This window comes from Candidatus Chloroploca sp. Khr17 (assembly GCF_004138165.1).
In the GTDB taxonomy this organism is placed as follows: Bacteria; Chloroflexota; Chloroflexia; order Chloroflexales; family Chloroflexaceae; genus Chloroploca.
Genome location: NZ_RYFF01000057.1, coordinates 24,394 through 31,970 on the forward strand (window position 1 = coordinate 24,394; position 7,577 = coordinate 31,970).

The following is a 7,577-nucleotide window of genomic DNA, read 5'->3' on the forward strand; positions in this document are numbered from 1 at the left end:
ATCATACGTGCATGATGACGCTTGAACCAATCACTATTTCAGCCAGTGTCCTGGCGCAGATGTTCATCTACCTCGACTCACTCAAGGTGGATATCGACGCATTCCTGCGTTCTTTGGGCATTGAACCGGAAACGGTGCGCTCGCCGGACGCCTATCTTCCGGTCGAGACCTATCTGCACATCCAGGACAGTGCGGCGCAGTACGTCAACGACCCGTATTTCGGCCTGCATATGGGCGAGTTCGCCCAACCCGGCAGTTGGTCCATCCTCGGCTACCTGATGATGAACTGCAAAACGCTTGGCGAAGCCTTCGAGAAATCGGGGCGTTACCAGCGCATCATCGGCAACCTGATTACTGGCCGTGCCGAACTCAGCCTGGGCAAGGTGCGGCTGGTCTACTTCACGCCGCCACACGCCCCACCGATGTCGCGACACTGTTTCGACTCGATCTTTTCGAGCAGCGTGCGCCTGGTGCGGACGCTCTCTGGCCTGCCGCTCAACCCTCTCGAAGTGGCCTTCGTCTATCCAGAACCCGCATCGCGCACCGAATACGAGCGCATCTTCAACTGCCCGGTCTGTTTTGGGCAACGAGAAAACGCGATGACGCTCGATATGCGGATGGGCAACCTGCCCGTCCGTATGGCCAACCCGTCCCTGCTGGAGCATTTCGAGCACTATGCGCAGAACTTCATCGCCCAGATGGAACAGAACGACGCCACGGCCCAGGCCGTAACCAAAATCATCCTTGCGCGGCTGGATGAGGAGTCGCTCTCTATTAAGAAGGTCGCCCGTGAGATGGCCGTCAGCGTGCGCACCCTGCAAAAGCGGCTGGAAGCCGAGGGCGTGGTCTTCAGCGACCTGCTGCGCGACATCCGCCAGCGGTTGGCCAAGAAATATCTGCGCGAAAACTACTCGGTCGAGCAAATCACCTACCTGCTGGGTTTCTCAGAGCCAAGCGTCTTCTGTAAGTCGTTTAAGAAGTGGTTTGGGGTTACGCCAAGAGAGTACCGGGATATTGCCATAGCCTTGACACCTGAAAGCGCCGCGTATTGTACGTGACCATCACATCCTGCTGGTCAATGTCTATGACCACACCGACAGGCGTCAGTTCTGGATCGTGCCGGGTGGTGGGCGCGAACTCAGCGAGGATGCTGAGCCGTGTCTGCGTCGCGAGGTGCGCGAGGAGACCGGGTTGGACATTGAACCACAGCGGTTGCTCTTCGTAACCCCCGATATCCCTGAAGGTAGCTATGCCTGGCTCCACACCTATCTCTGCCTGGTGGTCGGGGGCGAGGCACAGCCAGGGGGCGATCCCGAGGACGATCACGATGGTCTGCTTGGTGAGCCGGTTCTTCAGCTCGAAGGTGATGACCGGCAGGCCGTTGATGAAAATGCACAGGTCGAGGGCGAGCTGCGCCTCGGTCTTGCTGTAGTGGAGTTGGCGCGTGACGCTGAAGATATTGGCGGCAAAGCGCACGGCGGCATTGGCGTTGCCCGGCGAGGGCGTGCCGTAGAAGAGATCAAGGCTGGCTGGGCCGTGCTTGACCCCGTGCCGTAGAACGTGGATCACGCCGTGGCGGGTGATTTCGCCCTGGAGCCGGTGCAGGAACTGCTGGCGGCGCGGGCCATCGCTAGCCAGGCCCAGCTGCTCCACCGCGTTGGGCTGGGTAGCATTGAGGAAGGCTAGCAGTTGGGCTAGGTCAACCGCGTGCTCGCGGTCGTAGTCTTGTGGGTCGCCCTGGATGTAGCCAGCCTCGTCAACCAGGGCGGTGACGATGATCGTTTCAAGCCCGCGCTCGCTCGTGTCGCTCTTCATGGGGTAGCCTTCTCTTGATGGACAGTGGTGCGCTGCACTTGCCTGGCGATTGCATCAGGAGCTCTATACGCCACGGATAGACGATGGGAATGCCACGTAATGGCCCTCACCCCCTGCCCCCTCTCCCACATCGACATGGTACAATAATGCTATCGTTGATGTGTCTCGCGTGAACCCAAAAGATTATATACAGGAGCATTGCATGCCTACACCATATCAAACAATCATTAGCCTTGAGCCAGGCATCCGCAGTGGGAAGCCAATTATTCGTGGAATGCGCATAACTGTATACGATGTGCTTTCTTACCTCGCGGCGGGCATGACGCCCCAGGATATTTTGGACGACTTTCCCTACCTCACCGCAGAGGATATCCAGGCATGTCTCAGCTACGCCGCTGACCGCGAGCGCCACTTGCTTGTGGCCCACGCATGAAACTCCTCTTCGATCATAATCTCTCGCCACGGCTGGTAATTTACTGATGATCCTGACCTCGGTGTCCTGGAACTTCAGTAGAACGGTATTCGTTAGTCTACAGATTCCTCCGCTTCGTCAACTAACTCCAACGCTTGCTCACCAACGTCTTCCTCATCAGCCAGGGCCTCGTCCAGCCCTGCAAGCTCATCACCGTAGGCGGCGAGGTCCACGCCGCGCACATCCAGCTTGCCCGTGACCACGTCGGCGATCAGGCGCGTGCGGTACTCGCGGATGAGGTCGATTTCTTTGAGTGCTTTAGCAATTGCATTATCTAAATCAACCGTATGTTCTCTAACATAGTCAAGTAACTGCTGTTGCTCTTCAATATCAGGCAAAAGCAAGGGAAAGGATTTTAATTTAGTACCATTAGTAGATGCTAAATTTGTTGTTTTTTAGCAGTGATTTGAAAATACATCCGTCCGTGTCTTGATGTCATCAACAGAATAAGAAATTCAGGGAGTAACTGACTATGATCCGCTCGTACTGCAAAAATATGGTTTTGGTGTAGACATCCAAGAATTTCACCACGCCAAATACATCCTCTCCCAAGCTTATCAATATCTCCTCCCTCAGTCATTAGCACATCACCAAATCTGAGTTCATAACTAATTATTTCTGAAGCAGGTACATTAACAGTTGTTATCTCTTTTAAGTCCAAATAGCCATCCTGTACGTTGGCAACCCGCAAGTAGGGTCTATTTTTAAGTGGTATGCCCCCATAACTCTTACCCAGAGTAATACCTGTCTGAACTTTAGCCACGTACTTTAGTCTGGTCGCTTTCCAATGCTCCGGCACCTCCCCCAGCCACGCCACGCCCGAGGGCTTGAGTTTCACATCGGGATCGAGTCCACGGGTCACGGCGCGGTGGATGATCGCTTGCTTCTGCTCGTTCAGCAGCGCGATCATGCGGCGCTTGGCGCGGATGAAGCGGTTGACGCGGCGGTCGATGTGGGTGAGGAAGGCGGCGATGCGGTGTTGCTCTTCGAGAGACGGGATGGGGACAAGCACACTTTTGATTGCATCCTGCGAAAGGCCATATCGCGTTACGCCATTTGCCGCGATATGGTACTGAATGGAAACCCCACGGCTTTGAATAGCGCGCAAGAGAAACGACCCGATCAGGATGTTTGGACGAGGGCGGAGTAATGCAAGACGAGGGCGGAGTAATGCAAGATGATAGCCACAGATAAGATCTTCTGCGACATATTCGACGAGTGAGGGGACGCCGATGTCATTCCACGATTCTGAGTCCTTGGTGATGAGCACATCGCCTAATCGAAGCCTAAACCGGTCAATTTCCGTCGCTGAAGCAGTCGCTCGCATAAACTGAATGCGCTCAGTAATATGATCATTCTTGTAGACATCAACGTAGTTGCACAGGCGGACAGGGGCTTCCCCATCAACTGAGAGCTTGTCAACGTTGCTCACAAGCATGTCGACAATATTCCGCTGACGTTTTATTTCCCAATGCGCCGGGATCTCCCCGAGCCACGGCACGCCGGAGTCCTTATAGGCGGGGTAGGGCTTGAGATTGCGCGTCATGCGCTGACCCCATTCCCCAGTTGTGTTTCAAGCGCCTGTCGTACTAACCCCAGGACGTAGGGCAGTTCTTCGAGCGAAGCGAGGCTCACTTCTACATCGCCATTACCCCATCGCCCAACATTAGTGATGTCTTTGCAAAGGCCTTTGGGGTCATTGATTTCGGCGAAGGCGATATTAAGCGATAGCCGTAATCGTTTCGCCTGCGGCACAGCATCTACAAAATTGGTCTCGGCTTTGTAGGCCACGTAATACTTGAGGAACTCTTCCGTTACACACGGATCGAGTGCCAGCACCTGCTTGCGGAACGCCTCAAAGACCTCTTGGAGCGTCCCATTACTAAGATTTGGATGGTCTTTCATTGTATAGGCTGCCGGTGCTGCTTTTGGCTTGTACGCTATACGTGCATCGGCTGGCAGTACTGGAGCAGCCCAAACATAGAGCGCCATGTCTGCCAGTTTTGCGGCACGTGCCTTGATCGTATCCTCGTTCCACTGGTCAAGCTGACCGAGACCGGCATTGAGCTTGAGCGGGCTTGCTTTGAAACCACCGTCCATATCGCGTTTTTCCGTGAACGATCGGTCGCTGTATTCTGAGTTGTAGCCGGTAAGTGTGAGATTGCCAAGGGTGTGTAGCCACGTCTGCTGAATTCGCGCCCACTCTGGGCCTAATGCTGCACGCCAGGTGGCAGGAAGCGCTTCGTTCTGCGGCAAAATATGCTCGATGGTGTATTCATCTACTGGGACGTGCTCTTTACGGTCATGGGTCTCAAAACGGCGCAGCCAATAGCTACGACTGCGGAAGTTGTAAAGATCGCGGATCTGAAAATCGCGGCGGAACTCCTCATCGCTCGGGAAACGGCGATACGAGGGCAACGCCAACAAATGCGCCTTGATGCTCTCAAGATAGTGTTCCTTCTTAAGCGCCTTCGTAAAGGTGGCGAAGGTCTTATTCATTGAATTGGTGGGGATAGCACAGATAGCACGGCGGAACACATAGGACTCCACCAGGCGTACTGCTGCCACAAAATCCGCAGTGGATAGCACCTTGGCGTTGTAGTCGTGATAGAGTTCGAGTAAGAAGGGATACGCTACCTCCACTTTCAATTCGCGGAGGTCGTGGAAGGCGAATTTCAGATCCTTGTTGGTCTCCGCTCCCAAGGCCATGGCGCAGAAGTAGTGCGCAAATATTCGGATGTCAGACACGAGTGCTTCGACCCCTGCGGTGGCAATTGTGGGCAAGCGGGCATAGCTCTTGAATGCCTCATATACCTCGCGCACGTTTGGGATGTCGCCGGTCTTCACCGTCAGGTAGTGGCGCATAAAGCTATCGAAATACGTGCTGTATGCTTCCTGTCCAAAATCTATCTCCATGGGTCGCCAATAGCAATCATAGAGCCGAGTCTGTAACTGTGGCTCTAACCCCATCAAGATGAAATTGCGAATCAGGTCGGCTTGGGTCAACTCACGGCCAGTCGAGTTCATGCTCTCGAAAATCAACTGAGGGTTATCCTGGTCGCGATTGAGCGCAATGTCTACAACGACTAACTTTGACAACCCTTTGCACACCGCTTTCAGATCGCCCTTACGACTGTCAATCAATGATTCGAAGAGTGCAAAATTCTTCGTGACCCGTAGGGATTGTTCCTTGGGCTGCTCAAGATTACCGACAATAGCAGTAAGCGAATCCTTGTCGGTCTGCGATAAGATCAGCTTGTAGCGGCGCTCCCCTTCTTCTTCCGGGTTCAGTAGGTAGTAGTTGCGTAGCTTGCGCGGTGAAAAACCATCTACTGGCTCACGGCTCTTCTCATCCAGCTTATCTAATGCGTTGGCAAGCGCAGCAATAAGCAACGTGAGGGTGGTAAGACGCTGTTGACCGTCAATAACAAGGAGTGGTGGCTGGGTCGTTACGCTGTAGAGACCCTTCTCGACATAAACGATGGAGCCGACGAAGTGCGCGGATACCGCGTCATCGCTACCCGTGCGAAGGATGTCGCCCCACAACTGCCGGCACTCCTGATCGCCCCAACTATAGGTGCGCTGATAGATAGGAATGACGAACTGAGGCGATTTCTTGAGAAAGTCGAGGAGTCTGGCTTCAGTTGCTTTCATGGTTGATCCTCATCGAATGATATCACTCAACAGCCCCTCGGTCTCTCGCTCAAGAGCCTCGATTTCAGCGCGGATCTCTTCAAGCGTCCGTAGCGGCTGGGGCTTGTAGAAGTAGCGGGTGAACGAGATCTCGTAGCCAATCTTCGTGGCATCCTGGTCAACCCAGGCGTCAGGGACATAGGGCAGCACCTCGCGGCGCACAAAGGCCGCGACACCGTCCGGTTCCAGCAGCGGCACCTGCTCGGTATCGCGCAGTTTGCTGTCTGGCGCGGGGAGCCGTACATTGCCGTGCGCATCAAGCACCGGGTTCGGGCTAAGGTTGATCGCAGGATCAAGAAACTTCTCGATCAGACTGCCAAGGATATCGGCATCCACCAGGGTAGCAAGCTGATTGCGAAACTTGAATTTTTCGAGGATCTCCTGGACATTCGGCGAAAAGCCATCGAGATAGGCCTCGAAATCAGCCTTGAGTTGCTGCTGGCGCGTCCGCGCCTTGAGGTCGCGCAGAGTAAACTTGGAGGTATTGTAGAACGCCTCGCGAGCAGTCTGGCAGAGCGCCGCGTGCTGGTTCGCGACGTCCGCCGCATCGAGTTGCGCCTTCATCTTCAGAACATCCGGCTTGGTCGGCTCAAGCAGCACATCGAGTCGGCGGATCACCGTCATCGGCAGAATGACATCACGATACTTGCCGCGCACATACACATCGCGCAGCACATCATCGGCAATGCCCCAGATAAAGTTGGCAATCCAGCCCAGATTGAGGGGAGTTTCAGTCATAGAGTCAGTTCTTAGCATGTAGCGCGTTCCATCGCCGCGCGAAGATCATCATCGCCCGGCGACACATCCATTCCGGTCGTGGCGATACTGCTCTGCCGCATATGCGACGATCGACAGATGCATGCGTATGCTGTGTGTGTGATGTAGGCGTTAACTGCTGTACTGTAGCACGCGCTTATCGGACATGTCAATATGTGCGTGGTGGCAATGTAGGGCGATGGCACCTTCTGTGTATGCACCCCGCAAGGGCACCCGCAAGGGGTGCCCCTACACCGGCCCCGGCCCCCGGCCCGTCAAAGGGTTTCACCTGCTCGGTCACGGGCGTTCCCGTGCGCGCTATTGCCACATGGCGGCGGGCCACCCCATCAAACCTGCCAGGTGTGCGCCGGGACACCGCTCCGTTCCCCCACGGATTGCGGCGGCGCACACCTGGCAGGTTTCCGACGACGCGACGAAGCCACTCGCCATCCAGACGCCCTCCCGGGCCTCAGAGCGGTTTGACGCCATCTGGTGAAACCCTTTGACGCCCCCAGCCCTGTAGGGGCACCCCTGGCGGGTGCCCGGTTGGTGGCGGGTGCCCCATTGTTGGCGGGTGCCGCCGGGGCATCGGCGCGATCACCATCACCATCGTCACCCAGGAGACCTGGAGCAACCAGGAGGCCGGGGCCGTCGCGCTGGCGCAGGCGACGGTGCGGGTGAACTCTACGCTGCGGTGGGATGCGGGCGTGGGGCGGTGGTTGATGGTCGAGACGAGTCAGATATCGTTATGACTCGGGACGTGCATAGTTCTCTTTTCCCTAGCGTTGTATCGCAGGTACTCAGTATGTAGGGGCACTCCCTACAGGGTGGCCTACGACAC

Annotated in this window: 5 protein-coding genes and 3 pseudogenes; 3 read left to right on the plus strand and 5 right to left on the minus strand. The window is 55.7% G+C overall.

From position 1 onward, the window contains the following. Positions 1-11: 11 nt before the first annotated feature. On the plus strand, positions 12-1,058 hold the full coding sequence (locus EKD05_RS21705; RefSeq protein ID WP_165360882.1) for an AraC family transcriptional regulator: 1,047 nt from the start codon (positions 12-14) through the stop codon (positions 1,056-1,058). 58 nt (positions 1,059-1,116) lie between these two features. After that, positions 1,117-1,260: pseudogene (locus EKD05_RS27300) on the plus strand (NUDIX domain-containing protein); the annotation flags it as partial. 63 nt (positions 1,261-1,323) lie between these two features. Here the strand turns inward: EKD05_RS27300 and EKD05_RS27305 are convergent. After that, positions 1,324-1,815: pseudogene (locus EKD05_RS27305) on the minus strand (type I restriction endonuclease); the annotation flags it as partial. Between the two features lie 202 nt (positions 1,816-2,017). On the opposite strand from EKD05_RS27305, the gene EKD05_RS21720 reads away from it, so the two are divergent. After that, on the plus strand, positions 2,018-2,248 hold the full coding sequence (locus EKD05_RS21720) for a DUF433 domain-containing protein (RefSeq protein WP_129677083.1): 231 nt from the start codon (positions 2,018-2,020) through the stop codon (positions 2,246-2,248). Between the two features lie 92 nt (positions 2,249-2,340). Here EKD05_RS21720 and EKD05_RS21725 read toward each other — a convergent pair whose 3' ends face one another. The 4 genes and pseudogenes from EKD05_RS21725 to EKD05_RS21740 all read right to left on the minus strand — a co-directional run. Continuing rightward, complete coding sequence (locus tag EKD05_RS21725) at positions 2,341-2,625, minus strand: hypothetical protein (RefSeq protein ID WP_129677085.1); 285 nt, start codon at positions 2,623-2,625, stop codon at positions 2,341-2,343. 41 nt (positions 2,626-2,666) lie between these two features. Then, complete coding sequence (locus tag EKD05_RS21730) at positions 2,667-3,833, minus strand: restriction endonuclease subunit S (protein ID WP_129677087.1); 1,167 nt, start codon at positions 3,831-3,833, stop codon at positions 2,667-2,669. Further along, positions 3,830-5,941, minus strand: coding sequence for a DUF262 domain-containing protein (locus EKD05_RS21735; RefSeq protein ID WP_129677089.1), 2,112 nt, complete (start codon positions 5,939-5,941; stop codon positions 3,830-3,832). Before EKD05_RS21735 ends, EKD05_RS21730 begins: the two co-directional genes overlap by 4 nt. Positions 5,942-6,199: 258 nt before the next feature. Further along, positions 6,200-6,718: pseudogene (locus tag EKD05_RS21740) on the minus strand (type I restriction-modification system subunit M N-terminal domain-containing protein); the annotation flags it as partial. Positions 6,719-7,577: the final 859 nt, after the last annotated feature.